Source organism: Pseudomonas sp. FP215 (assembly GCF_030687795.1).
Taxonomy (GTDB): Bacteria; Pseudomonadota; Gammaproteobacteria; order Pseudomonadales; family Pseudomonadaceae; genus Aquipseudomonas; species Aquipseudomonas salmasensis.
Genome location: NZ_CP117447.1, coordinates 6528244 through 6553570 on the forward strand (window position 1 = coordinate 6528244; position 25327 = coordinate 6553570).

Consider the following 25327-nt stretch of genomic DNA (forward strand, 5'->3'; position numbering starts at 1 on the left):
CCTTCGCGAGCAAGCTCGCTCCTACAGTTGAAATTGACGGATGAAATGATGCTATTCAACCAAGCCTCACGCCTGGCCAAAATCACCAGCCCCCTCGGGCCGGATGTGCTGCTGCTCAACGAAATGGGCGGCGGTGAAGAGCTGGGCCGGCTGTTCAACTATGAGCTGCAACTGACGTCCCTGGACGCCAACATCGACCTCAACCAGTTGCTGGGCAAACCGATGAGCGTGGGCCTGCAACTGGCCGACGGTGGCGAGCGGTACTTTCATGGCATCGTCGCCCGTTGCAGCCAGAACATCGACCAGGGCCAGTTCGCCAGTTATCAGGCCACCCTGCGCCCATGGCTGTGGTTGCTCAGCCGTACCTCCGATTGCCGTATCTTCCAGAACCTGAGCATCCCGCAGATCATCAAGCAGGTGTTCCGTGACCTGGGTTTTTCCGACTTCGAAGACGCCCTCAGCCGGCCATATCGCGAGTGGGAGTACTGCGTGCAGTACCGCGAGACCAGCTTCGATTTCGTCAGCCGGCTGATGGAACAGGAAGGCATCTACTATTTCTTCCGCCATGAACAAGACCGCCATGTGCTGGTGCTGGCCGACGCCTATGGCGCCCACACCAGCGTGCCCGGCTATGCGTCGATTCCCTACTACCCCAAGGACGAGCAACAGCGCGAACGCGACCATATGCACAACTGGCACCTGGCGCAGGAGGTGCAGCCGGGCTCGCTGGAGCTTAACGACTACGACTTCCAGCGCCCCAGCGCAAGCATCGACGTACGCTCGGCCATGCCGCGCCCGCACACCGCCGGCGACTATCCGCTGTACGACTACCCCGGTACCTACGTGCAAAGCGCCGACGGCGAACACTATGCGCGCACCCGCATCGAAGCCCTGCAAACCCTGCATGAGCAGATCGAGTTCAGCGGCAATGCGCGCGGCCTGGGGTCGGGCCATCTGTTCAGCCTCACCGGCTTCAGCCGCCAGGACCAGAACCGCGAATACCTGATCGTCGGTTGCCGCTACTTCATCGTGCAGGAAAGCCTGGAAAGCGGCGGCGGTTCAGGCTCGGCGCAGTTCGAAAGCAGCCTGACCTGCATCGACGCCCAACAGAGTTTCCGCCCACTGGCCAACACCCACCGCCCCATCGTCAAAGGCCCGCAGACCGCGTTGGTAGTAGGCCCCAAAGGCGAGGAAATCTGGACCGACCAGTATGGCCGCGTGAAGGTGCACTTCTATTGGGACCGCCACGACCAATCCAACGAAAACAGCTCGTGCTGGATTCGTGTGTCGCAATCCTGGGCCGGCAAGAACTGGGGCTCGATGCAGATTCCACGCATCGGCCAGGAAGTGATCGTCAGCTTCCTCGAAGGCGACCCCGACCGGCCGATTATCACCGGGCGCGTCTACAACGCCGAACAGACGGTGCCCTACGATTTGCCGGAGAACGCCACCCAGAGCGGTATGAAAAGCCGCTCCAGCAAAGGCGGCACGCCAGCCAACTTCAATGAAATCCGCATGGAGGACAAGAAGGGGCTGGAGCAGTTGTATATCCATGCCGAGCGTAATCAGGACATCGTGGTGGAGGTGGATGAGAGCCACTCGGTGGGGCATGACCGCAATAAAAGCATTGGGCATGACGAAGTCGTGACCGTCGGCAACGACCGGGTACGCGCAGTCAAGCATGACGACATGCTCATGGTGGGGTTCAGCAAAACAGACGCTATCAGTAAAAGTTACCTGATTGAAGTGGGCGAAAACCTGCGCCTGGTCTGTGGCAAAAGCGTGCTGGAGCTCAACGCCAGCGGGCAGATCAATCTCACCGGCGTTCAGATCAATGTGTATTCCGAAGGCAGCTCCGAGATCAACACTGGAGGCAATCTGCATTTGAACATTGGCGGCAAAGGCGGCACCACTCCCATGGGCCAGGGGGTCAAGGGCGACATTGACGCCGCCGTCAACGCCATGTTTCCCAAGCCGTCTTCCGGCCAATAACGAGACTCCGTTTCAATGACCTATCGACTCAATGAATTTCAATTCACCCTGCCCAGCGATGAGGTTCAGGATGCTTCCATCAATATCCTGAAGTTCGCCGCGCTGGGTACCTCGTTGATCGTCAGCCGCAGCCTGCTGGGAGATGGCGAGACGCTGCAGAGCAACTTCGAAGAGCAACTGGCGAAGCTGGAAAAGCAGGTACAGGACTTGCGCTACCAACCGGCCAAGGCTCTTCGTGTAGGCGCGGCGCAGGATATAGACGCCATCGAAGTACATAACCAGTTCAGCAAGGGCACCGAGCGTATCCATCAATACCAGTTAGCGCTTGTGATACCCGGCACTCGGCAGATGCTTGCCCTGAGTTATGTCAAAGCCCAACCCCTGGGCGATGCTGAAAGCGCCCATTGGGCAACCATCAAAAGCACCTTGCAGCTCAATCCCAAACCTTGAAGCCCTTAATCCATGTCTGACGCTCTCTGGGCGGCACGTCTCGGCGACGGCCTGCTGCACACCTCGGCGATGGCCGACATCCTGGGCGGCGTGCTGGAAATTGCGGCCAACATCGCTATTACGGCCGTCGCCACGGCTGCGATTGTGGCCGCCACCGGTATTACGGTCGTAACCGGCGGCCTAGGCTGCTTTGTACTGGGTGCCGTGGTGGGCATCATCGTCGGCATAGGCATGAGCAAGACGGGGGCAGACAAGGGACTGACAAAAGTTTGTGACTGGATAGGCAACGCGTTATTCCCGCCGGTGGTGATGGCAACAATCGCCACCGGCTCCCACAACACCTTTACCAACGGCATTCCCTCTGCACGTGCCGCAGGCGCAATCGGCCCGGTCAGCTCGCAGCCCGCCGAAGGTGGTAGTCCCGAAGAAGCCAGCTACCTTGACATGGCCAAAGGTTTCTTCTCGCAGATGTGGCGACCCACAGTGGCAGTTCCTGCTCCAGGCGCAGTCCCCAAACCGCTGGACATCGTCATCTGCACCAAGCATCCACCCATGCCACCGCAGTTTATTGCCGAAGGCTCCAGCAAGGTCACGATTAATGGTCAGCCGGCCGCCCGTAGCGGTGACCGAAGTACCTGCGACGCATCGATTGTCGAGTCGGGGATGATCTCCAGCAACGTGCGTATTGGCGGCAGCCCCGTGGTGGTGCGCGAGATCCGCAGCGGCAAGACCCCCGGTGTCGGGCTGGCGGTGACCGCGCTGTTGATGCTGCGCGGTGGTGGCTCCAAGTTTTTCAGCAAGCTGCCGTGCATGGTCGTTGGTGGACTGGTGTCGTGGGGCACCAGCCAAGTGACCAATGCCATTACCTCCGCAGTAGCAGGCTCGCCTAACCCGGTACACAGCTCCACGGGCGCGAAAATTCTTGATGGGGAAGACGATCTGGACTTCGCCCTGCCCGGCCTGCTCCCTATCGAGTGGCAGCGCTACTACAGCAGCCGGGACGAGCGTCGCGACGGTCTGTTCGGTGCCAGCTGGAGCGTGATCTACGAGGTCTGCGTCGAGATCGGCATACACCCCGAAGGTGGGGAACGGCTGGTCTATACCGATGAGCAAGCGCGACAGATCGACATGGGCGTGATCCCGCTGGGCGGTGCCGTATTCAGCGCAGGAGAAGGCTTGAGCGTACGGCGCAATACCAATGGCCAACTACTGATCGAAAGCGTTGACGGGCTGTATCGGCTATTCGAACCAACGCCAGGTAACGCCTCACGCCTGCGCCTTAGCCAATTGGGGGATCGCAACGACAACCGAATCTTCCTTGACTATGACATTCAGGGTCGGCTGAGCCACTTACGAGATACGTTCGACCATGTGCGTGTCGAATTTGTTTACAGCCAGCAATGGCCTGCGCGAGTGGAGCAAGTCAAACGGCTATACCCCGATCACAGCCGAGAAACCCTTGTCAGTTACGGCTACGATGCTCGCGGCGACCTGGCCGAAGTTCGCGATACCGACGCAAATGTGCAACGCCGCTTCACCTACGACAGCGGCCAGCGCATGGTCGAGCATCAGTTGCCCACCGGGCTGCGTTGTTACTACCAATGGGACTGTGTGGACGGTAGCGAATGGCGCGTGGTGCGGCACTGGACCGATGAAGGTGACGAGTACCGGTTCGACTATGACTTGCCGGGTGGCGTGACGCGCATTACTGATGGCTTGCAACGGGTCAGCACACGCCGCTGGAACCCGCAGTACCAGATAACCGAGTACACCGACAACCTGGGAAAAACCTGGCAGTTTGAATGGAATGACGAGCGTCAGCTGCTCAGCGCCACCGATCCACAAGGCGGCAAATGGCAGTTCGGCTACGACGAGTCCGGCAACCTGTGCAGCACCCAGGATCCGGTGGGGCGTATCGAATCGACGTTGTGGCTGGAGCATTGGTCGCTGCCGCTGGTGGAGACCGATGCGGCAGGCCACGCGTGGCAATATCAGTACGACCAGCGAGGCAATTGCGTCAGTGAAATCGACCCGTTGGGGCATGTCACACGGTATCGCTACGATACGTTTGGACAGGTGGTGGAGATCATCGATGCCACGGGCAAAAGCAAAACCCTGCGCTGGAATGAAACCGGACAGTTAATCCAGCATATCGACTGTTCGGGGTACCCCACAGCGTTCGAGTACGACCGCCAGGGTCATTTGCAGGTAGTCATCGACGCTTTGGGTGAGCGCCAGCGCTATCAACACGACAGCCAAGGCCGGTTGCTACAGAGCGAAATGCCGGACGGCCGCATCGAGCAGTACCTGCGCGATACCAGCGGTCTGTTGATCGGCTATACCGATGCCGCAGGTCACACCACCCGCTACCAGTACGGACGCCGCGGGCAGGTGCGCCAACGAATAGATGCCCATGGCCGGCAGATTGAGTTCCGCTACGACGCCTACGGACACCTCCAAACCCTGACCAATGAAAATGGTGAGAGTTACCGCTTTACCTGGGACCCGTGCGACCGTCTGGTAGAGCAGCAAGACCTCGACGGCAGCGCCCGACGTTATGCCTATGACCTTCTGGATAACGTAGCCGCCGTTGAGTACGTGCCCACAGGGCAGACACCTGAGCCTTCAATTGTGCATCGACTCGAACGCGATGCAGTGGGCCGCTTGCTGTTGAAACAAACCGATGACGGTCGCACCGAATACACCTACGACCCGTTGGACCAACTTACCGCTGTCACCTTCATCGGCAATGACGAAACCACCCAGGCACTGGCCTTCGCCTACGACGCGCGCGGCCAACTACTCATCGAACAAAGCGCCGCCGGCAGCCTGAACTACCACTACGATGAGCTCGGCAACCTGATCCAGACGCAGTTGCCCGACGGCCGTTGGCTCAACCGCCTGTACTACGGCAGCGGCCACCTGCACCAGATCAACCTCGACGGGCGCGTCATCTGCGACTTCGAACGCGACCGCCTGCACCGTGAAGTCCTGCGGACCCAAGGCCAGATCACCACGCGCAGCGAATATGACCGCAGCGGCCGCCTGCGCTCACGGATACGCCGTCCCAACGGCCAGCCCACGCAACTGCCGGCCACCCAGCAAAAACACTTCGACTATGACCCGGCCGATAACCTGATCGGCCGCCTGGAGCGTGACCGCGATAACCATCGGGATCAGCGCCAACTGCTCCACTACGACGCCACCGGGCGCATTATCGCCAGCCAGGACAACGCTCAGGGCCAGCGAGAAACGTTTGCCTACGATGCCGCCGCCAACCTGCTGGACGGTCCGTCAGCCAGTGCGGGGCTGGTGGTGCATAACAAGCTGTTGACCTATCAGGACAAACGCTATCGTTACGACGGCTTTGGCCGAATGATCGAAAAACGCAGTGCCCTACGCGGCGTACAGTTTTTTGCCTACGACGCAGAGCATCGCCTGATCGAAGTCCGTAGCCAGAAGGATGGACGCGAAACGGTCGTGAAAATGACCTACGACCCCCTCGGACGGCGCATCGCTAAAACCGAACATGACAGCAACGGTTATCCGTTGGGTGAAACCCGCTTTGATTGGGAGGGGTTGCGCCTGCTGCAGGAGCATCGGCATAGCCAGACCAGCCTCTATCTCTATGAAGAAGACGGCTATGTACCGCTGGCTCGCGTGGACGGCACGGGCGAGCATCAAAGCGTACGCTACTACCACAACGACCTGAATGGATTGCCTGAGCAACTGACCGAAGCTGATGGAAAAACGGTGTGGCAGGCGCGCTATCAGGTGTGGGGGAATGCGGACGAAGAAGTGCGTGAAGCGTACTTTATCGAAGAGCAGAATTTGCGGTTCCAGGGGCAGTATCTGGATCGGGAGATTGGGCTGCACTACAACACGTTTCGGTTTTATGATCCGGATGTGGGGCGGTTTACGACGCCGGATCCGATTGGTTTGGCGGGGGGTTATAACCTCTATCAATACGCACCCAATACGTCCGGGTGGATTGACCCGCTTGGGCTGCTCAAAGAAGGCGAAGTGGCAGGTTACGGTGCAAAGGCCCACAAGAATGATGGACTGGAAGCACACGAGATTGTCCGAAATAAATTTTTGGAAGAAAAAGGTATTGCCAAAGGTCGCCGCTACAAGGGCAACCCGTCCATCGCGCTGTCCCCTAAGCATCACGACATGGTACATGCCGAGGAAAATCGTTTGAGGCGCGCTCGCGGCATGGGCCCTAACCAAATGCTCAAGCGCGGCAAGCTGGAAATTCGCCTCATGTCTCAAGCCATACACAACTCGCTGGTCAAAACCGGCATCATTACGCAACAACAGGCCAGAACGGCGAGGCGCTCCGCCACTTCATTCGCCAAACGAAAAGGTTGTTTCTAAAGGATCACGCGCTATGGGCATCAACCAAATCATTCTCTCAGAGCAAGATCATGGCCTTGGACAAGTAGGTGGAGGCGCGTGGCTGACAGATCTTGATCTCTGGCCGAGAGATCCACAAACCGGCCAATTGATGCTGCCTGTGATGACGATGACTTCAACGTTTCTGAGTGTGCCATTCATTCCTCCTGGAATGGCGCTGACGGTGTTTGTCAGCGTTGAGCGAAATGACGAAACCTACACGCGGGCATCAGTGCGCAAGTTGGCTGTTCATCAACAAAGCGAGATGCAGAAACTTCAAACTGGCCATGGCCGTGTCCTGCTTCACACGCTCGCATCCGCTGAGCTCACACCCGCTACATTGGCTGATCCGATTCCACGAAAGTATATTGCACAGCAACCATTGACTCCCGAACAAATGGAAGAAGAACTGGAAGACGTGGAGTGTGGCGTAGGTATCAGCAAGGTTTTAGGGCGCCCCGCTTGGCTGCAAGACCCGCTGTATGAAAGCCCTCGCTACTATTTCCTGGCTCAGTTGACCGATACCGATATCGCAAAAGTAAGCGCTCGTCACGAAGGCATATTTGGTGGCGGTATAGGTTACGTGTTCGCCGATAATCGAGCGAAAAAAATGACAGAAGGCGAAATGGGGGGCTATTTCCTCGTTCAATTTAGCTGATCACACAAACACAAAGAGCAAAAAAATGGGCACCCGACCCGCCGGCGTGCCCATTTTTCATACCCTCCCGCCTCCCTTCAGGCGGTACCACTATTACGGGTTGACGCTGTCTTTGAGCGACTTGCCCGGCTTGAACGCTACGGTGTTGCTCGCCTTGATTTTCACTGGCTCACCGGTTTGCGGGTTTTTGCCGGTGCGGGCGCCGCGGTGGCGTTGCAGGAAAGTGCCGAAGCCAACCAGGGTGACGCTGTCTTTGCGGTGCAGGGCGCCGGTGATTTCTTCGAGGACGGCGTTGAGGACGCGGTTGGCCTGTTCTTTGGTGAGATCGGCTTTTTCAGCGATGGCGGCTGCGAGTTCTGGTTTACGCATATGTGAAGCCTCTTTGACGGTTTTTTGTTGTTATGTCCGTGCTGCTCTCTGGTGGAGCAGCGCCAAGGCGCCGCAGGCTCTACTCTGCGGCAGACGGGAGTGAGGATGGCATGCCCTCGGGCGCCGCGCCAGTCTCGCGGCGGCCTTTCTCGGGGCATGAACGTGATGTTTGCGACAGAACGGGTGGTATTTACGCCAGCAGCGGCGGAAGTTCTTTGTTCAGCGCCAGTTTTTCCATGACGGCGCTGCCGGTCAACGCATAACCCAGCAGGCGGCCGCTGGCATCGCGGCACAGGGCCTTGATGTCGGCACCCTGCCCTTCGACGCTCCACACGCCTTCCGTGCCCCGTGGCGCAGGGGACACTACCAGCGGGCACACCGGGGTTTTCACGGTGATGGGCATCGGCCCATAGCTCACCGCCGTGGCATTGCCGGCCAGGGTTTGCGCCAGGGCGCGGGCGCAGCTCATCAGCGGCATCACGTACAACAGGTTCAGGCCATCGACCTCGGCGCAGTCGCCCAGGGCATAGATATTGGCGTGGGAGGTCTTGAGGTGGCGGTCCACCATGATCCCGCGGTTGATTTGCAGGCCGGCCGCTGCGGCCAGGTCTACACGAGGGCGCAGGCCAATGGCGGACACCACCAGGTCACAGTGAATCACTTCGCCGTCCGACAGGTGCGCTTCAAGGCCATCAGCCGTGCGTTGCAGGCGATTGAGCACCGGGCCCAGGTGGAAACGCGCGCCGATGCCCTCCAGCCCGGCTTGCACCGCTGCGGCCGCCGCCGGGTGCAGCAGGGTCGGCATGACTTGCTCACAGGGCGCGACCAGATCGATTTCATAGCCGCCCAGGATCAGATCGTTGGCAAATTCGCAGCCGATCAGGCCGGCGCCGAGCAGCAGCACGCGCCGTTTACCGGCAGCGGCGGCACGAAAGCGCGCGTAGTCTTCCAGGTCGTTGATCGGGAAAATCAGCTCAGCCGCATCGCCTTCGACCGGTACGCGCACGGTTTCTGCGCCCCAGGCCAGGACCAGGTCACGATAGGTCACCGCCTCCTCGCCGATCCACAGGCGCTTGTGGCCTGGGTCGATGCCGCTGATACGGGTATGGGTGCGCACCTGGGCCTTGAGTTGCTCGGCCATGGCGCCGGGCTCGGCCATGCTCAGGCCATCGGCTTCCTTGTTCTTGCCAAAGCCGGTGGAGAGCATGGGTTTGGAGTAGGAGCGTCCGTCATCTGCGGTGATCAGCAGCAACGGGGTCTCGCTGTCGAGCTTGCGAAACTCCCGGGCGACGTTGTAACCGGCCAATCCTGTGCCGATGATCACGACAGGTGCGTTCATTCCTTTCTCCTTGTAGTACGTTTCTTAAATTCGGGATTACGCGATTTCGATCATTTCGAAGTCCGACTTACCCACGCCGCAGTCCGGGCACAGCCAGTCTTCCGGGACGTCCTGCCACAAAGTGCCTGGTGCAATACCGTCATCCGGCCAGCCGTCCGCTTCGTTGTAAATAAGGCCACAGACGATACATTGCCACTTCTTCATTACGTGCTTCCTCAGGTTCAGGCGTGTTGGCCGGCGGTCGATGGATCCAGCGTTGCCGCGCGGCTCAGGGCGTTTTGTACTGATCGGGGCCGGCAGATGCAAGCACGTTCGACGCAAACGACGGGTTTGGCACGGCAAAAGCCCAGGGTGCCATGGTAAGCTCGCCGCCTCTTTTGCTGCCAATACTGACTCACCGTGCCGCACTCAATCGCCCTTCCCGACGCTTGCCAATGGCTGACCCAGAGCCTTCTGAGCCCCTTGCCCACGCCCTTGACCCTCAATTGGCTGTTTGACGAAGGCTCGCTGACGCGACGGCTGACGTGGCTGTCCAACGAGGGTTTCAGCGTGACGCCGCTGTTCGAAGGCTGGCAACCGTTGCGCGACGACGAATGTGCCGCCCTGGACCTGCCGCCGGCCAGTATCGGTTGGGTACGCGAGGTGTATTTGCGCGGGCACGGCCAGCCTTGGGTGTTCGCCCGCAGCGTGGCGGCCCGCAGTGCCTTGCAGGGCGATGGGCTGCACATGGACGAGTTGGGCAGCCGTTCGCTCGGCGAGTTGCTGTTCTGCGACCGCGCCTTTACCCGCCAGGTCATTGAAGTGTGTCACTACCCTCGTGCCTGGCTGCCGACAGCGGACCAGGCCGATAATCTGTGGGCGCGCCGTTCACGCTTCGACCGCGGGGCGCTGAGCGTGCTGGTGGCGGAAGTCTTTCTGCCGAGTTTCTGGCACGCGTTGCACGCTCATCCGGAGAACTGCTGATGTACCAACGTCTGCTCAAGTCCTTGAACCGCCTGAACCCCAGGGCCTGGGATTTCATTCAGTTGACGCGCATGGACAAGCCCATCGGCATCTACCTGCTGCTGTGGCCGACACTGTGGGCACTGTGGATCGCCGGCAAGGGTTCGCCGTCGCTGATCAATATCGTGATTTTCGTGCTGGGCGTGGTACTCACCCGGGCCGGCGGCTGCGTGATCAATGACTGGGCCGACCGCAAGGTCGATGGCCATGTGAAACGCACCGAGCAACGCCCGCTGGTGAGCGGCAAGATCAGCTCGAAAGAAGCGCTGGTGTTTTTTGCCGTGTTGATGGGCATCAGTTTCCTGCTGGTGCTGCTGACCAACGCCAGCACTATCTTGCTGTCCCTGGGCGGCCTGGCTCTGGCGGCGAGCTACCCGTTCATGAAGCGCTACACCTATTACCCCCAAGTGGTGCTGGGCGCGGCGTTTTCCTGGGGCATGCCGATGGCGTTTACCGCCGAGACCGGCCATTTGCCTGCCACGGCGTGGCTGCTGTACATCGCCAACCTGTTGTGGACGGTGGGCTACGACACCTATTACGCCATGACCGACCGCGATGACGACTTGAAGATCGGGGTGAAATCCACCGCGATTCTATTTGGCGATGCCGACCGCGTGATCATCCTCACGCTGCAAGGCCTGGCGCTGGCGTGCCTGTTGCTGGCCGGTTCGCGGTTCGAGTTGGGCGGGTGGTTCCACCTCGGGTTGCTGGCGGCGGCGGGCTGTTTTGTCTGGGAGTTCTGGTACACGCGGGACAGGGACCGCATGAAGTGCTTCAAGGCGTTCTTGCATAACCACTGGGCGGGGTTGGCGATTTTTGTCGGGATTGTGGTGGACTACGCGGTTCGCTGAGGATTCTGTGGTGATTGTTGGGGCGCCATCGCAGGCAAGCCAGCTCCCACATTTTGATTGTATTCGCACATCAAAAAAATGTGGGAGGGGCTTGCCCCCGATGGATTCAGCAGCGCCGCAGACTTAAGGCTTGATGATGTGCCAAACGCTACCCTTGCCATCACCCGTCTTGTCACCGGCTTTCTTGTCGTCCTTGTAGGTGTAGACAGGCTTGCCTTTGTACGCCCACTGGCTGGTCTGGTCGTCGCGGGTGATCACCGTCCAATCGCCGGTCTTGGTGTCGGTGGACTCTGCCTTCAGCGGGGGCCAGTTGGTCGCGCACTGGTCCTTGCACACTGATTTGCCATCAGCGTCCTTGTCGAAGGTGTAGAGCGTCATCCCCTTGTGATCCACCAACATCCCGCCTTGGGTCATCGCTGGCTCTGCCGCAAACGCCAGGCCTGGCAGCGTCAACACCGCAGATACCAGCAGGGCTTTCCAGGAAACAGTGCTGTAAGTCATCGGAACCTTCCTTTTGTGGTTGTCAGGATTCGGACCCAAAGGGTAGTCCAGAGTGCCGTTAATTGCCCAAGCGACTAAATTACTGTCACACGACTGCAATAATTCCGTTATCTAATGCGGCGCAAGACAGTTAAATGACAAGAGGATTTTGAGCATGGTTGGCAGGAGCATTCTGATTGTTGACGACGAAGCGCCCATTCGCGAGATGATCGCCGTTGCGTTGGAAATGGCCGGCTATGACTGCCTGGAGGCGGAAAACTCCCAACAGGCCCACGCCATTATCGTCGACCGCAAGCCGGACCTGATCCTGCTCGACTGGATGCTGCCCGGCACCTCGGGCATCGAGTTGGCCCGCCGTCTCAAGCGTGACGAGCTGACCGGGGATATTCCGATCATCATGCTCACCGCCAAGGGCGAAGAGGACAACAAGATCCAGGGCCTGGAAGTCGGCGCCGATGACTACATCACCAAGCCGTTTTCTCCACGGGAACTGGTGGCGCGCCTCAAAGCCGTGCTGCGCCGCGCCGGCCCGACCGATGGCGAAGCGCCTATTGAAGTCGACGGCCTGATCCTGGACCCGATCAGCCACCGCGTGACCATCGACGGCAAGCCTGCGGAGATGGGGCCGACCGAATACCGCCTGCTGCAATTCTTCATGACCCACCAGGAGCGCGCCTACACCCGTGGCCAACTGCTCGACCAGGTGTGGGGCGGCAACGTCTATGTGGAAGAGCGCACGGTGGATGTGCATATCCGCCGCCTGCGCAAAGCCTTGGGCGATGCGTACGAGAATCTGGTACAAACCGTGCGCGGCACCGGCTATCGGTTTTCTACCAAAGGCTGAGCCAGCTGCTTCGTGACTTAATCGCCTGACTTAAACAGCTGACAAGGACGCATGTTCAAGTGAACCAAAACTGGCACGGCACCCTGATCCGCCACATGCTGCTGTTGATCACTGCCTGCCTGTTGGTTGGGCTGATCAGTGGCTATTACGGCTGGAGCTTGGCCGCCGGCATCGCCTTGTACCTGGGCTGGACCCTCAAGCAGTTGCTGCGCTTGCATGAATGGCTGCGCCAGCACAAACCCGATGAAGCACCGCCCGATGGCTACGGCCTGTGGGGCGAGGTGTTCGACAGCATCTACCACCTGCAACGCCGCGACCAACGGGTACGCGGGCGCCTGCAAGCGGTGATCGACCGGGTGCAGGAGTCCACCGCCGCGCTCAAGGACGCGGTGATCATGCTCGACAGCGACGGCAACCTGGAATGGTGGAACCGTGCCGCCGAGACCCTGCTGGGCCTCAAGACGCCCCAGGACAGCGGCCAGCCGGTGACCAACCTGGTGCGTCACCCGCGCTTCAAGGAATACTTTGAGCAGGACAACTACGAAGAAGCCCTGGAAATCCCCTCGCCCACCAACGACCGCGTGCGCATCCAGTTGTACCTGACCCGCTACGGCAACAACGAGCATTTGATGCTGGTGCGTGACGTGACCCGTATCCACCAGCTGGAACAGATGCGCAAAGACTTCGTCGCCAACGTCTCCCACGAGCTGCGCACGCCGTTGACGGTGATCTGCGGCTACCTGGAGACGTTGCTCGACAATGTCGACGAGATCAACCCGCGCTGGAGCCGTGCCCTGCAACAGATGCAGCAGCAAGGCTCACGCATGCAGACCCTGCTCAACGACCTGCTGTTGCTGGCCAAGCTTGAGGCCACGGACTATCCCTCGGACAACCACCCCGTGGCCGTGCAGAGCCTGTTGCAGACGATCAAGAACGATGCCCAGGCCCTCTCGGGCGAACGCGGGCAGCAGATCACGCTGGAGGCCGACCCAACCGTATTGCTCAAGGGCAGCGAGGGCGAACTGCGCAGCGCATTCTCCAACCTGGTGTTCAACGCGGTGAAGTACACGCAGGACAAGGGCAATATCCGCATTCGCTGGTGGGCCGACGAGCACGGTGCGCACCTGAGTGTGCAGGACTCGGGTATCGGTATCGACGCCAAGCACCTGCCGCGCCTGACCGAACGCTTCTACCGGGTCGACTCCAGCCGCAACTCCAACACCGGCGGCACCGGGCTGGGCCTGGCCATCGTCAAGCATGTGCTGCTGCGCCATCGGGCCCGCCTGGAAATCAGTAGCGTGCTGGGGCATGGCAGTACGTTTACCTGTCATTTTCCGCCGGCGCAGGTGACCCGTTCGCGAGCACTCGAAGAAGATAAATAATCTCGAAACACAACAGGGCTAAATGTGGGAGCGGGCTTGCTCGCGAATGCGGGGTATCAGTGAATGAATAAACTGACTGACCCACCGCATTCGCGAGCAAGCCCGCTCCCACACTGGATTTGTGTTGTTTCAAAGCAAGCATTGCAGCCCCGCCGGGCAGCGGGCACTAGGCAAGCGCCCCGTCAGCCGCTACATTGGCCGACTTGTGCCTGCCTTTCAGGCCCACCTGTCACCCCTTATTGAACACACGGAACCTGCAAAACCCCATCATGGACCCTTCCCCTGGTATTACCCTCGCTACACTCTTCGCCGATTTCGGCATGATTCTTTTTGCACTGATCCTGGTACTGCTCAACGGTTTCTTCGTTGCGGCGGAATTTGCCATGGTCAAACTGCGCGCTACCCGCGTCGAGGCCATCGCCCATAAGAACGGCTGGCGCGGGCAGATCCTGCGTACCGTGCACAGCCAGCTCGACGCCTACCTGTCGGCTTGCCAGTTGGGTATCACCCTGGCGTCCCTGGGCTTGGGCTGGGTCGGTGAACCGGCCTTTGCGCATATCCTCGAGCCGATGCTGGGCGCGGTCGGCGTGCAGTCGCCGGAAGTGATCAAGGGCGTTTCGTTCTTTGCCGCCTTCTTCGTGATTTCCTACCTGCACATCGTGGTCGGTGAGTTGGCCCCCAAATCCTGGGCGATTCGCAAACCCGAGCTGCTGTCGCTGTGGACGGCCGTGCCGCTGTACCTGTTCTACTGGGCGATGTACCCGGCCATCTACCTGCTCAACGCCAGTGCCAACGCCATTTTGCGCATCGCTGGCCAAGGCGAGCCTGGCCCTCACCATGAGCACCATTACAGCCGCGAAGAACTCAAGCTGATCCTGCACTCCAGCCGTGGCCAGGACCCCAGCGACCAAGGCATGCGCGTACTGGCCTCCGCCGTGGAAATGGGCGAGCTGGAAGTAGTGGACTGGGCCAACTCCCGGGAAGACCTGGTGACCCTGGACTTCAACGCCCCGCTCAAAGAAATCCTCGCGCTGTTCCGTCGTCACAAATTCAGCCGTTACCCGGTGTATGACGCGGTGCGCAACGAGTTTGTCGGCTTGCTGCACATCAAGGATTTGCTGCTGGAGCTGGCCGCGCTGGACCATATCCCCGAATCGTTCAACCTAGCCGAATTGACCCGCCCGCTGGAACGCGTATCGCGGCATATGCCGTTGTCGCAACTGCTGGAGCAGTTCCGCAAAGGCGGCGCGCACTTCGCCCTGGTGGAAGAAGCCGACGGCAAGATCATCGGCTACCTGACCATGGAAGACGTGCTGGAAGTACTGGTGGGCGATATCCAGGACGAACACCGCAAGGCCGAGCGCGGCATCCTCGCCTACCAGCCCGGCAAATTGCTGGTACGTGGCGACACGCCGTTGTTCAAGGTGGAACGCCTGCTGGGCGTCGACCTGGACCACATCGAAGCCGAAACCCTGGCCGGCCTGATCTACGACACGCTCAAGCGCGTGCCGGAAGAGGAAGAAGTGCTGGAAGTTGAAGGCTTGCGGATCATCATCAAGAAGATGAAAGGGCCGAAGATTGTGTTGGCCAAGGTGCTGCTGCTGGACTGACTGTAGAACCGGGCGCCTCCTGTAGGAGCGAGCTTGCTCGCGAAAAACGCACAGGCGCCGCGTTTATTCAGGACGCACGCGTTATCGTTTACGTTTTTCGCGAGCAAGCTCGCTCCTACAGGGGGCAGCGCTTTACGCCCCCGGCACGAAGTGCTTCTGCGCCGTGCCACGGGCGATCAGGCGGGATATGTAGTCCAGCTTCTGCGCATCCTGGTCGATAAAGCGGAAGGTCAGTTGCAGCCAGTCGCTGTCGGGCTTGGGCTCGTAGGCGACGATGGCGTGCAGGTAGCCGTTGAGCCGTGCGACTTCGGCGTTGTCGCCCTGCTCAAGATCGAGCACGGCGCTTTCCAGCACCTGAGGCAGGACCTCGCCACGCTTCACCACCAGCAACGCTTCCTTGATGCTCAGGGCCTTGATCACGCATTGCTGGGTGCCGCTTGCGAGGCGCAACTGGCCCTGACCGCGACTGCCAGCCGGCGCCGCTGCTGCGGGGGCCTTCACGGGTGGGGTGTTGAGCAGGCCTTTGCTGGGCGCCGCCACCGGGGCCGGCTTGACCGCTTCGGGTTTGCCGCCGGTCAGGGCGCTCAGGGAGTCGTTGCCGAAGGCTGAGTTCATCTTGGTCGGCGCGCTGGCAATCAGCGCATCGAGGCGACCGATCTTGTGCAGGGCCTGCTTGACCTTGTTCAGCAACTGCTCGTTGGTGAACGGCTTGCTCACGTAGCCGGAAACGCCCGCCTGAATCGCCTGCACCACGTTTTCCTTGTCGCCACGGCTGGTCACCATCACGAACGGCATGGCCTTCAGGTGCGCTTGCTCGCGGCACCAGGTCAATAGCTCAATACCGGACATTTCCGGCATTTCCCAGTCACACAGCACCAGGTCGAAGGTTTCGCGCATCAGGATGGATTGCGCCTTTTTGCCGTTCACCGCATCTTCGATCTTGATTCCGGGGAAGTAATTGCGCAGGCACTTCTTCACCAGGTCGCGAATAAACGAGGCGTCATCCACCACCAACACACTGACTTTACTCATCGACCCTTCATCCTATAAAAACGTCTGCAAAACGCCTGACTGATGGCATTTTGCCAAAACTCGCGGGTCACAGAAGGACTTTATGGCGCCTGCTGTGCAAAAAATTCAGATGCCACAAACGAAAACGCCCGGCCAGAGGCCGGGCGTTAATTTCTCGGGCAACCTTACTTATCGTCAGATTCGCCCGAAACATTAGGGATTAGATCAGCAGTCCCTTCAACTTCGGCCTTCATGCGCTTGAGGCCCATGTGCCGCACGTCGGTGCCGCGCACCAGATAAATCACCAGCTCCGAGATATTGCGCGCATGGTCGCCGATACGCTCCAGGGAACGCAGCACCCAAATGATGTTCAAGACCCGCGAGATCGAGCGCGGATCTTCCATCATGTAAGTGGCCAGCTCACGCAGCGCGGTCTTGTATTCGCGGTCGATAATCTTGTCGTACTGGGCCACCGACAACGCCAGTTCGGCGTCAAAGCGGGCGAAGGCGTCGAGGGCATCACGCACCATGTTGCGCACCTGATCACCGATATGGCGCACTTCCACGTAGCCACGGGGCGCCTCACCCTCTTCGCACAGCTGGATGGCGCGGCGGGCAATCTTGGTGGCTTCGTCACCGATGCGCTCCAGGTCGATCACCGACTTGGAAATGCTGATGATCAAACGCAGGTCCGAGGCCGCCGGCTGGCGGCGGGCAAGAATGCGCAGGCACTCTTCGTCGATATTGCGTTCCATCTGGTTGATCTGCTCGTCAATCTCACGCACCTGCTGGGCCAGGCCCGAGTCGGCCTCGATCAGCGCGGTGACCGCATCGTTGACTTGCTTCTCCACCAGCCCGCCCATCGCCAGGAGGTGGCTGCGCACTTCCTCAAGCTCGGCATTGAACTGCGCGGAGATGTGGTGGGTAAGGCCTTCTTTGCTAATCATGTTGGCGTCCTTGGAGCGTCCGGTAAGGTGCGGAGAACCGCAGCGTCAGTACAATCAGAACCACAGCTTCCTAGCCGTAGCGACCGGTGATGTAGTCTTCGGTCTGCTTCTTCGCCGGATTGGTGAACAGGGTATCGGTATCGCCGAACTCCACCAGCTTGCCCATGTACATGAACGCGGTGTAGTCGGAAACCCGCGCCGCCTGTTGCATGTTGTGAGTCACGATGACGATGGTGAACTTGGACTTGAGCTCGTAGATCAGCTCTTCGACTTTCAACGTGGAGATCGGGTCGAGGGCCGAGCACGGTTCGTCGAGCAGCAACACTTCCGGCTCTACGGCGATGGTACGGGCGATCACCAGACGCTGCTGCTGGCCGCCGGACAAGCCGAGTGCCGATTCGTGCAGGCGGTCCTTGACCTCGTCCCACAATGCCGCGCCCTTGAGCGCCCATTCAACCGCTTCGTCGAGGATGCGTTTCTTGTTGATGCCCTGGATACGCAGGCCGTAGACCACGTTTTCGTAGATGGTCTTGGGGAACGGGTTGGGCTTCTGGAACACCATGCCCACGCGGCGACGCAGCTCGGCCACGTCTTCGCCCTTGCGGTAGATATTGGTGCCGTAGAGGTTGATTGCACCTTCTACACGGCAACCGTCCACCAGGTCATTCATGCGGTTGAAGGTACGCAACAACGTGGACTTGCCGCAGCCCGACGGGCCGATGAAGGCGGTCACGCGTTGCTTGGGAATGTTCATGCTGACGTCGAACAACGCCTGCTTGTCGCCGTAGTACAGGCTCAGGCCAGGGACTTCGATGGCCACGGTTTCCTGGGCCAGGCTCAGGCTCTGCTTGTCGCGACCCAGGGCAGACATGTTGATGCCGTGGGATTGGGTTTCGTGTTGCATGGGATGCTCCCTGTGCTACCAATTCATTGTGTGGGAGCGGGCTTGCTCGCGAAGGCGTCGTATCAGTCGCCAGGTGTGTTGAATGACACACCGCTTTCGCGAGCAAGCCCGCTCCCACATTTAATTCGCGTTCACTTCAATTAACTGTCCAACGCCTTGTACTTCTCGCGCAGGTGGTTACGAATCCACACCGCCGACAGGTTGAGCGTGGCGATCACCAGTACCAGCAGCAAGGCAGTGGCGTACACCAACGGCCGTGCGGCTTCGACGTTGGGGCTCTGGAAGCCGACGTCATAAATATGGAAGCCCAGGTGCATGATCTTCTGGTCCAGGTGCAGGTACGGATAGTTACCGTCCAGCGGCAGCGACGGCGCCAGCTTCACTACACCCACCAGCATCAGCGGCGCCACCTCACCGGCGGCACGCGCCACGGCGAGGATCATGCCGGTCATCATCGCCGGGCTGGCCATCGGCAGCACGATCTTCCACAGCGTTTCCGCCTTGGTCGCGCCGAGTGCCAGGGAGCCTTCACGCACGGTGCGGGGAATGCGCGCCAAGCCTTCTTCGGTGGCCACGATCACCACCGGCACCGCCAGCAGCGCCAGAGTCAGCGAGGCCCAGAGCAGCCCCGGCGTGCCGAAGGTCGGCGCCGGCAGGGCTTCAGCGAAGAACAGACGGTCGACCGAGCCCCCCAATACATACACGAAGAAGCCCAGACCGAACACGCCGTAGACGATGGCCGGTACACCTGCCAGGTTGTTCACGGCGATGCGGATGATGCGGGTCAAGGTGTTCTGCTTGGCATATTCACGCAGGTACACCGCGGCCAGTACGCCAAACGGAGTCACGATCATTGCCATGATCAGGGTCATCATCACGGTGCCGAAGATGGCCGGGAAGATCCCGCCTTCGGTGTTGGCTTCCCGTGGGTCATCGCTGAGAAATTCCCAGACCTTGCTGAAGTAGAAGCCGATCTTGGTCATCGTGCCCATGGCGTTCGGCTGGTAGGCGTGCACCACTTTGCCGATGCCGATTTCCACTTCCTTACCGTTGCCGTCACGTGCGGTGAGGGCGTCGCGGTTGAACTGTGCGTGCAGGTCAGCCAGGCGCGCCTCGATGTCCTGGTAGCGGGCGTTCAGCTCAGCGCGGTCGGCGTCCATGTCGGCCTGGGCGGCTGCGTCGAGCTTGCCTTCCAGTTCCAGTTTGCGACCGTGCAGGCGGATGCGCTCCAGGCCTGCGTTGATCGCGCCGATATCGGATTTTTCCAAGGTCTTGAGCTGAGCGGCGAGCTTGTTCACGCGGTCCACGCGGGCTTGCAGCTCCGGCCACGCGGCTTCGCCTTCAGCGATAACCTTGCCATCCTGCTTGACGTTGACCAGGGTGCCGTAGAAGTTGCCCCACTCACGACGCTCGATGGCCATCAGGTTCGCAGGCTTGGTCTGGTCCTTCAGCCACTCGCCGACGATCCAGGTGAAGTCGTTGCCGTTCAGGTCGCGGTTGCCGACCTTGATCAGCTCACGGGTCATGAATTCCGGGCCTTGGTCCGGCACCGGCAGGCCCGCGCTTTTCAGGCGCTCACGCGGCACTTCTTCTTTCTGCACCACTTCGCCGATCACGATGTGGTTGGCCTGGCCAGGCACGTTGTAGTTGGCCTGGATCAGGTCGGCCGGCCAGAAATGGCCCAGGCCCCGCACCGCAATCACAGCCAGCAAACCAATGGTCATGATGACCGCGATGGACACCGCGCCACCGCTGATCCAGACGCCGGGAGCGCCGCTCTTGAACCATCCATTCAGGGAGTTCTGTTTCACAGACTTCTACCTTTCTTAAAGCGACGAGTATTTCTTGCGCAGACGCTGACGAATCAGCTCGGCGAGGGTGTTCATGATGAAGGTGAACAACAGCAGCACCAGCGCCGAGAGGAACAGCACGCGGTAATGACTGCCGCCCACTTCCGACTCGGGCATCTCCACCGCAACGTTGGCCGCCAGGGTGCGCAGGCCCTCGAACAGGTTCATCTCCATCACCGGGGTGTTGCCGGTGGCCATCAGCACGATCATGGTCTCGCCCACGGCGCGGCCCATGCCGATCATCAGCGCCGAGAAGATGCCCGGGCTGGCAGTGAGGATGACCACGCGGGTCATGGTCTGCCACGGCGTGGCACCCAGGGCCAGGGAGCCCAGGGTCAGGCCGCGCGGCACGCTGAACACGGCGTCTTCGGCGATGGAGTAGATGTTCGGGATCACCGCAAAACCCATGGCCAGGCCGACCACCAAGGCGTTGCGCTGGTCGTAGGTAATGCCCAGATCATGGGAGATCCACATGCGCATGTCACCGCCGAAGAACCAGGTTTCCAGGTACGGGCTCATGTACAGCGAGAGCCAGCCCACGAACAGGATCACCGGGATCAGGATCGCGCTTTCCCAACCATCGGGAACGCGCAGGCGGATCGACTCAGGCAAGCGGCTGAAGACAAAACCCGCCACCAGGATGCCAATCGGCAACAGCATCAACAGGCTGAAAATGCCCGGCAGGTGCCCTTCCACATACGGTGCCAGGAACAGGCCGGCGAAGAAGCCGAGGATCACCGTCGGCATGGCTTCCATCAGCTCGATCACCGGCTTGACCTTGCGGCGCAGGCTCGGTGCCATGAAGTAAGCGGTGTAGATCGCCGCAGCAACCGCCAGTGGCGCCGCCAGCAGCATGGCGTAGAACGCAGCCTTCAAGGTACCGAAGGTCAGCGGGGCGAGGCTCATCTTGGGTTCGAAGTCGGTGTTGGCGGCCGTGGACTGCCAGACGTATTTAGGCTCGTCGTAGTTTTCGTACCAGACCTTGCTCCACAACGCGCTCCACGACACTTCCGGGTGCGGGTTATCGAGCAACAGCGGTTGCAGCTTGCCACCCGCCTCGACGATCACACGGTTGGCCCGTGGCGACATGCCGAACAAGCCCTGGCCGTCGACCACCGGGTCCACCAGCAAGGTGCGGTGGGCGGTGCTGTGGAACACGCCGAACTGGCCAGCAGCATCCAGGGCGGTGAAGCCTTTGCGGCGCTCTTCAGCGCTGATTTCGACGATGGGCGCGGTGCCCATCTGGAAGGTGCGGATCTGCTTCAGGCGTTGCTCGCCATCCGGGTCACGGGCCATGAACCACTGGGCCAGGCCGCCTTTGGAGTTACCCAGGATCAGCGAGATGCCGCCAACCAACTGGGTGCTGGCGGTGATTTCCGTGTCAGCGTCTTCCAGCAGTTTGTAGCGACCGTTGAGGCTCTTGTCGCGCAGGCTGAACACGTCGGCCAGGGCACGGCCGTTGATCACGTACAGCCACTGCTGGCGTGGGTCGATGAAGATCGCTTTCACCGGCTCGGTCATCTGCGGCAGCTCGACACGCTTCTGCTCGCTGGTGACTTCACCGGTCATCATGTTTTCTTCGCGGCTCAGGGTCAGCACGTTCAAGTGCGAACCAGCGGAACCTGCCACCACCAGGGAGGTGTCGGTGGCGTTGAGCGCAACGTGTTCCAGCGGCCGACCGGCGTCATCCAGCACGATGGGCGTTTCGCCGTAGGGGTATTCGATCGCTGGGCTGATGGTTTTCTTGCCGTCCGGGTACGACACCTTATAGGTGTGGCGGAACACCAAAGACTGGCCATTGGACAAGCCGAGGATCACCAGCGGGCTGCCCGGCTGGTCTTCACCAATGGAAGCAACGCTGGTACCGGCCGGAAGCGGCAGGTCGACACGCTTGAGCTCGGCACCGGTGTCCACGGCAAAGAACAACGCCTGGCCCGTATCGGAGACCCGCATGGCGACTTGGTTCTGTTCTTCGAGGGAGATCATCAACGGCTTGCCGGCGTCCTGCATCCAGGCGGGCGTCAACGCGTCTTCCTTGGTCAACGAGGCGCCCTGGAACAGGGGCGCGACCACGTAGGCGAGGAAGAAGAAGATCAGGGTAATGGCCGCCAGCACGGCGAGGCCGCCGACCAGCACATACCAACGGGTGAAGCGATCCTTGAGCGCGCGGATGCGGCGCTTGCGTTGCAGCTCAGGCGTATTGAAATCAATGCGCTTGGGAGGGGAAGTCGTCGTCATGGTGGAATTGGCCAGATCATTCATGCGCACACCCTAGCGATCCTGTATGACAGAAAGATGACAGTGCAGTGACGCAACAAATCCGCCGCGAAGCAGGGCTGGCAGCGGATAAAAAATTAGGAGTCTCTGTAGGAGCGAGCTTGCTCGCGAAGATCGTCAACGATAACGCGCCATTTCTGAATAAACGCGGTGCCCTATCGTCTTTCGCGAGCAAGCTCGCTCCTACAGAAGGGCCGGTTTTACCCAGCCCAGCTACTTAGTTGCCTTCTTTCAAACCCAGGTCAGCCAGGGCCTTGGCGGCGACTTTGGCTGGCAGTGGGATGTAGCCGTCTTTGACCACCACTTCCTGGCCCTGCTTGGACAGCACCAGTTTCACGAACTCAGCTTCCAGCGGCGCCAGTGGCTTGTTCGGGGCTTTGTTGACGTACACGTAGAGGAAACGCGACAGCGGATACTTGCCGTTCAGGGCGTTTTCTTCGGAGTCTTCGATGTAGTCAGTGCTGCCTTTCTTGGCCAGTGGCACGGTCTTCACGCTGGCGGTCTTGTAGCCGATACCCGAGTAACCGATGCCGTTCAGCGAGGAGCTGATCGACTGCACGACCGAAGCCGAGCCCGGTTGTTCGTTCACGTTTGGCTTGTAGTCGCCTTTGCACAGGGCTTCTTCCTTGAAGTAGCCGTAGGTGCCGGATACCGAGTTACGCCCGAACAGTTGCACTGGCTTGTTGGCCAGGTCGCCGGTCACGCCCAGGTCGCCCCAGGTTTTCACATCGGCTTTGGCGCCGCACAGACGCGTCGACGAGAAGATGGCGTCGACCTGTTCCATGGTCAGGTGCTGGATCGGGTTGTCCTTGTGCACAAATACCGCCAGGGCATCCACGGCAACCGGGATAGCGGTTGGCTTGTAGCCGTACTTCTGCTCGAAGGCCGCCAATTCGGTGTCCTTCATCTTGCGGCTCATCGGGCCCAGGTTGGAGGTGCCTTCAGTCAACGCAGGTGGCGCAGTGGCAGAGCCGGCAGCTTGAATCTGGATGTTGACGTTCGGGTATTCCTTTTTGTAACCCTCGGCCCACAGGGTCATCAGGTTAGCCAGGGTATCGGAGCCGACGCTGGACAGGTTGCCCGACACACCAGTGGTCTTGACGTAAGCCGGGATTGCCGGATCAACACCAGCGGCCACCGCGTTGGCGGTCGCAACGCCAGCAGCGACAAAAGTCATTGCCGCCATCAAACGTTTCAGTTTCATGCCTTGCTCCTAGCAGATAGGGATAATTGGATCGGGGCCAAGTATCGGCAGGCCGTGTGAACACTCTATGTCTTAAATATGACAATTAGATGAAAGGCCACTATCGGGAAGCGAAGTAAAAAACAGAACAAACACGTTCACTGTGGTGAGGAAGCCTACTCACCCACCACAGTGATCAGGCGGTTTTTAGCGGCCGCGTTTCCACAGGTAGCCGCCTACCGCCATCCCCATCACACAGAGGATAGCCACGTAGTAAGCCGGCCCCATCGGGCTCTCCTTCATCAGCAGCGACACCACCAATGGCGTCAGCCCACCGAACACGGCATAAGCAACGTTGTAGGAGAACGACAGACCGCTGAAGCGCACCACCGGCGGGAAGGCTTTGACCATCACGTAGGGCACCACACCGATGGTGCCGACAAACAGGCCAGTCAAGGCATACAACGGGAACAGCCAGTCCGGGTGGGCCATCAGGCTGTGATACAGCGTCCAGGAAGTTGCCAGCAGCAGTGCGCAACCGGTTACCAGCACGCGGCCGGCGCCAAAACGGTCGGCCAGGGCACCCGAGGCGATGCAGCCCAGGCTCAGGGTCACGATGGCCAGGCTGTTGGCTTGCAGCGCAACCGTAGGGCTGAAGTGGTAGATGGTTTGCAGCACGGTCGGGGTCATCAGGATCACCACCACCACGCCGGCCGAGAGCAGCCAGGTCAGCAGCATCGACAGCACAATGGCGCCACGGTGATCGCGCAACACGGCGCGCAACGGCAGTTCAGCGGCCAGGCTTTTGCGTTGCTGCATCTCGGCGAAGATCGGGGTTTCATGCAGCCAGCGACGCAGGTACACCGACAGCAGGCCGAATACGCCACCGAGCAGGAACGGGATACGCCAGGCGTAATCAGAGACCTGTTCCGGTGTATAGGCCGTATTAATAGCGGTGGCTACCAGCGAGCCGAGCAAAATACCGGCGGTGAGGCCGCTGGTCAGGGTGCCGCAGGCGTAGCCGATGTGGCGCGGCGGGACGTGCTCGGAGACGAACACCCAAGCGCCCGGTACTTCGCCGCCAATCGCTGCGCCCTGGATCACGCGCATCAACAGCAGCAGCAGCGGCGCCCACAGGCCGATCTGTGCATAGGTCGGCAGCAGGCCCATGATCAGGGTCGGCACGGCCATCATGAAAATGCTCAGGGTGAACATCTTCTTGCGGCCCAGCAGGTCACCGAAGTGCGCCATGATGATGCCGCCCAGCGGGCGCGCCAGGTAGCCGGCCGCGAAGATGCCGAAGGTCTGCATCATGCGCAGCCATTCGGGCATGTCGACAGGGAAGAACAGTTTTCCGACCACGGTGGCGAAAAACACGAAGATGATGAAGTCGTAGAACTCCAGCGCCCCACCCAGGGCAGACAGCGACAGGGTTTTGTAGTCGTTGCGGTTAAGCGGTCGTGCGGGCGGCGCAATGCTTGAAGGCACTGTGGTCATGGCAAGGCTTCTCTTATTAGTCAGATCAGGAATCCGCAACAGCGTGGGTTTGCGCCTGGCAGGTCCGGCACGATAGCAAATTGCCCGGAAAAGCACAGTCCAAACCCTTGCGCCGCATCAGCGCCACCTCGCAAGCATCCCCACTTGCGAAGCGACTTATTCCCTTCCCGAATTATTATGGGGGGCCGAAAACGCCATCAAATACTGACGGCCAGCGCTAAAAAGAAACAATGGTCAAACCCCTCAACTTGAATGACCGTTTTGG

The 25327-nt window shown here is 60.2% G+C and carries 20 protein-coding genes; 9 read left to right on the forward strand and 11 right to left on the reverse strand.

Going from position 1 to position 25327, the window contains the following annotated elements:
• Positions 1-48: 48 nt before the first annotated feature.
• The 4 genes from PSH76_RS29775 to PSH76_RS29790 are packed head-to-tail and all read left to right on the forward strand — an operon-like array spanning position 49 to position 7495.
• Entirely contained in the window at positions 49-1992 is a 1944-nt protein-coding gene (locus PSH76_RS29775; protein ID WP_032894502.1) for a type VI secretion system Vgr family protein, read from the forward strand.
• 15 nt (positions 1993-2007) lie between these two features.
• Positions 2008-2442: a DcrB-related protein gene (locus PSH76_RS29780; RefSeq protein ID WP_161903638.1), complete on the forward strand. Its 435-nt coding sequence runs from the start codon at positions 2008-2010 to the stop codon at positions 2440-2442.
• 12 nt (positions 2443-2454) lie between these two features.
• Positions 2455-6819: an RHS repeat-associated core domain-containing protein gene (locus tag PSH76_RS29785; protein ID WP_305493363.1), complete on the forward strand. Its 4365-nt coding sequence runs from the start codon at positions 2455-2457 to the stop codon at positions 6817-6819.
• A 13-nt stretch (positions 6820-6832) separates the two neighbouring features.
• A complete protein-coding gene (locus tag PSH76_RS29790) occupies positions 6833-7495 on the forward strand; it encodes a hypothetical protein (protein WP_305493364.1) in 663 nt (220 codons plus the stop codon).
• Positions 7496-7588: 93 nt separating this feature from the next.
• Here the strand turns inward: PSH76_RS29790 and PSH76_RS29795 are convergent, their stop codons facing one another.
• The 3 genes from PSH76_RS29795 to PSH76_RS29805 form a co-directional block, all read right to left on the reverse strand.
• The gene (locus tag PSH76_RS29795) at positions 7589-7864 is read right to left on the reverse strand and encodes an HU family DNA-binding protein (protein ID WP_003213368.1); all 276 of its coding nucleotides are present in this window, start codon (positions 7862-7864) and stop codon (positions 7589-7591) included.
• 190 nt (positions 7865-8054) lie between these two features.
• Entirely contained in the window at positions 8055-9203 is a 1149-nt protein-coding gene (locus tag PSH76_RS29800; protein WP_003195591.1) for an NAD(P)/FAD-dependent oxidoreductase, read from the reverse strand.
• Positions 9204-9239: 36 nt separating this feature from the next.
• A complete protein-coding gene (locus tag PSH76_RS29805) occupies positions 9240-9407 on the reverse strand; it encodes a rubredoxin (protein WP_014720509.1) in 168 nt (55 codons plus the stop codon).
• A 195-nt stretch (positions 9408-9602) separates the two neighbouring features.
• Between PSH76_RS29805 and PSH76_RS29810 the strand changes: the two genes are divergently transcribed.
• Together PSH76_RS29810 and ubiA are read left to right on the forward strand one after the other, a co-directional pair.
• Positions 9603-10166, forward strand: a complete 564-nt coding sequence (locus PSH76_RS29810) for a chorismate lyase (RefSeq protein WP_305493365.1) — start codon at positions 9603-9605, stop codon at positions 10164-10166.
• Positions 10166-11056, forward strand: coding sequence for a 4-hydroxybenzoate octaprenyltransferase (gene ubiA / locus PSH76_RS29815; RefSeq protein WP_305493366.1), 891 nt, complete (start codon positions 10166-10168; stop codon positions 11054-11056). The genes PSH76_RS29810 and ubiA overlap by 1 nt, the downstream gene beginning before the upstream one ends.
• Before the next feature lie 123 nt (positions 11057-11179).
• Here ubiA and PSH76_RS29820 read toward each other — a convergent pair whose 3' ends face one another.
• Positions 11180-11557 (reverse strand): hypothetical protein, encoded by a 378-nt coding sequence (locus tag PSH76_RS29820; RefSeq protein ID WP_032894496.1) that lies wholly within the window; start codon positions 11555-11557, stop codon positions 11180-11182.
• 154 nt (positions 11558-11711) lie between these two features.
• Here PSH76_RS29820 and phoB point away from each other — a divergent pair, with 154 nt between their 5' ends.
• From phoB to PSH76_RS29835, 3 genes are all read left to right on the forward strand, one after another.
• Positions 11712-12401: a phosphate regulon transcriptional regulator PhoB gene (phoB, locus tag PSH76_RS29825; protein ID WP_003195617.1), complete on the forward strand. Its 690-nt coding sequence runs from the start codon at positions 11712-11714 to the stop codon at positions 12399-12401.
• Positions 12402-12496: 95 nt separating this feature from the next.
• Entirely contained in the window at positions 12497-13783 is a 1287-nt protein-coding gene (gene phoR, locus PSH76_RS29830; RefSeq protein ID WP_305494504.1) for a phosphate regulon sensor histidine kinase PhoR, read from the forward strand.
• Positions 13784-14052: 269 nt separating this feature from the next.
• Positions 14053-15393: a hemolysin family protein gene (locus tag PSH76_RS29835; RefSeq protein ID WP_003195620.1), complete on the forward strand. Its 1341-nt coding sequence runs from the start codon at positions 14053-14055 to the stop codon at positions 15391-15393.
• 132 nt (positions 15394-15525) lie between these two features.
• On the opposite strand, the gene PSH76_RS29840 is transcribed toward PSH76_RS29835, so the two are convergent.
• The 7 genes from PSH76_RS29840 to PSH76_RS29870 all read right to left on the reverse strand — a co-directional run bounded on the left by PSH76_RS29840 (position 15526) and on the right by PSH76_RS29870 (position 25053).
• On the reverse strand, positions 15526-16425 hold the full coding sequence (locus tag PSH76_RS29840) for a response regulator (RefSeq protein WP_014720514.1): 900 nt from the start codon (positions 16423-16425) through the stop codon (positions 15526-15528).
• Between the two features lie 164 nt (positions 16426-16589).
• Positions 16590-17351, reverse strand: a complete 762-nt coding sequence (gene phoU / locus PSH76_RS29845; RefSeq protein WP_003195624.1) for a phosphate signaling complex protein PhoU — start codon at positions 17349-17351, stop codon at positions 16590-16592.
• 70 nt (positions 17352-17421) lie between these two features.
• Positions 17422-18255 (reverse strand): phosphate ABC transporter ATP-binding protein PstB, encoded by an 834-nt coding sequence (gene pstB, locus PSH76_RS29850; RefSeq protein WP_003195626.1) that lies wholly within the window; start codon positions 18253-18255, stop codon positions 17422-17424.
• A gap of 140 nt (positions 18256-18395) precedes the next feature.
• Positions 18396-20066, reverse strand: a complete 1671-nt coding sequence (pstA, locus tag PSH76_RS29855; RefSeq protein WP_078466300.1) for a phosphate ABC transporter permease PstA — start codon at positions 20064-20066, stop codon at positions 18396-18398.
• A gap of 15 nt (positions 20067-20081) precedes the next feature.
• Positions 20082-22115, reverse strand: coding sequence for an ABC transporter permease subunit (locus PSH76_RS29860; RefSeq protein WP_305494505.1), 2034 nt, complete (start codon positions 22113-22115; stop codon positions 20082-20084).
• Between the two features lie 484 nt (positions 22116-22599).
• Positions 22600-23586, reverse strand: coding sequence for a phosphate ABC transporter substrate-binding protein PstS (locus tag PSH76_RS29865; RefSeq protein WP_003195633.1), 987 nt, complete (start codon positions 23584-23586; stop codon positions 22600-22602).
• A gap of 186 nt (positions 23587-23772) precedes the next feature.
• A complete protein-coding gene (locus tag PSH76_RS29870) occupies positions 23773-25053 on the reverse strand; it encodes an MFS transporter (protein ID WP_192901635.1) in 1281 nt (426 codons plus the stop codon).
• Positions 25054-25327 lie beyond the last annotated feature (274 nt).

Excerpts from the sequence above, each read along its gene's own strand:
- PSH76_RS29775 (WP_032894502.1), top strand. The coding sequence starts at position 49 with ATGCTATTCAACCAAGCCTCACGCCTGGCCAAAATCACCAGCCCCCTC.
- PSH76_RS29780 (WP_161903638.1), top strand. The coding sequence starts at position 2,008 with ATGACCTATCGACTCAATGAATTTCAATTCACCCTGCCCAGCGATGAG.
- PSH76_RS29785 (WP_305493363.1), top strand. The coding sequence starts at position 2,455 with ATGTCTGACGCTCTCTGGGCGGCACGTCTCGGCGACGGCCTGCTGCAC.
- PSH76_RS29790 (WP_305493364.1), top strand. The coding sequence starts at position 6,833 with ATGGGCATCAACCAAATCATTCTCTCAGAGCAAGATCATGGCCTTGGA.
- PSH76_RS29795 (WP_003213368.1), bottom strand. The coding sequence starts at position 7,864 with ATGCGTAAACCAGAACTCGCAGCCGCCATCGCTGAAAAAGCCGATCTC.
- PSH76_RS29800 (WP_003195591.1), bottom strand. The coding sequence starts at position 9,203 with ATGAACGCACCTGTCGTGATCATCGGCACAGGATTGGCCGGTTACAAC.
- PSH76_RS29805 (WP_014720509.1), bottom strand. The coding sequence starts at position 9,407 with ATGAAGAAGTGGCAATGTATCGTCTGTGGCCTTATTTACAACGAAGCG.
- ubiA (WP_305493366.1), top strand. The coding sequence starts at position 10,166 with ATGTACCAACGTCTGCTCAAGTCCTTGAACCGCCTGAACCCCAGGGCC.
- PSH76_RS29820 (WP_032894496.1), bottom strand. The coding sequence starts at position 11,557 with ATGACTTACAGCACTGTTTCCTGGAAAGCCCTGCTGGTATCTGCGGTG.
- phoB (WP_003195617.1), top strand. The coding sequence starts at position 11,712 with ATGGTTGGCAGGAGCATTCTGATTGTTGACGACGAAGCGCCCATTCGC.
- phoR (WP_305494504.1), top strand. The coding sequence starts at position 12,497 with ATGCTGCTGTTGATCACTGCCTGCCTGTTGGTTGGGCTGATCAGTGGC.
- PSH76_RS29835 (WP_003195620.1), top strand. The coding sequence starts at position 14,053 with ATGGACCCTTCCCCTGGTATTACCCTCGCTACACTCTTCGCCGATTTC.
- PSH76_RS29840 (WP_014720514.1), bottom strand. The coding sequence starts at position 16,425 with ATGAGTAAAGTCAGTGTGTTGGTGGTGGATGACGCCTCGTTTATTCGC.
- phoU (WP_003195624.1), bottom strand. The coding sequence starts at position 17,351 with ATGATTAGCAAAGAAGGCCTTACCCACCACATCTCCGCGCAGTTCAAT.
- pstB (WP_003195626.1), bottom strand. The coding sequence starts at position 18,255 with ATGCAACACGAAACCCAATCCCACGGCATCAACATGTCTGCCCTGGGT.
- PSH76_RS29860 (WP_305494505.1), bottom strand. The coding sequence starts at position 22,115 with ATGCAGGACGCCGGCAAGCCGTTGATGATCTCCCTCGAAGAACAGAAC.
- PSH76_RS29865 (WP_003195633.1), bottom strand. The coding sequence starts at position 23,586 with ATGAAACTGAAACGTTTGATGGCGGCAATGACTTTTGTCGCTGCTGGC.